The organism is Treponema sp. R6D11, assembly GCF_054786075.1.
On the sequence record NZ_BDHD01000674.1, the window covers coordinates 1 to 631 of the forward strand.

A 631-nucleotide genomic window follows, 5' to 3' on the forward strand; every position below is an offset into this window, starting at 1 on the left:
TAGTAAATGTTACGGCTCAACTGGAAGAAATTATCTCTAAAATGAAAATTCCTGTACATCAAAGAGCACAACCGCTATCTTCAAGCGAAATTGACGATTATTTATGCTGTATTGGACGTGGAATGATACAATTTGTCTGTATTCGAGAGAGAGGACACGGAGATTCTCGCGCAAAAATAGGCTCATATCGCAGTTTAACGGCGGATAAAATAATAATTCACCCGGGATCGGTTATGTTCCGCATGGATCCTCAATTTATTGTCGCTGGAGAAATTGTACGCACTTCAAAAATGTACGCTATGTCTGTTTCTCCGCTTTCAAAAGAAGTGTTAAATAGGATAAGACCCGGTCTTTTCTCCGGCGACGCTGACGGAAAATTTGCCGATGGGCGCGAAAAACAAAAGAAAACTCGTGATTTTACCAACAATATTAAAATTTCAGGTGAAGTGTTTGATATTATCAATGTAAAAGGAAAGAAAACGGTAATTCTTCCGTGGGAAAAACTTGAACGCATAAAAAATAATTTATCGGGCGAAAGAGGCTACAAGAACATAAAAGGAAAAATTATAGTAAAAAATCAATATAATCTGCTTGCAGGAGAAAAACTCAGTCTTATTCTCTCTCTTGCACC

General features: G+C 37.6%; 1 protein-coding gene. It reads left to right on the top strand.

Going from position 1 to position 631, the window contains the following annotated elements; all coding sequences use genetic code 11:
* Nucleotides 1-631: oligonucleotide/oligosaccharide-binding-fold domain-containing protein (locus ACYVTD_RS15420; RefSeq protein ID WP_461248581.1), on the top strand; the 631-nt coding region annotated here is incomplete at both ends.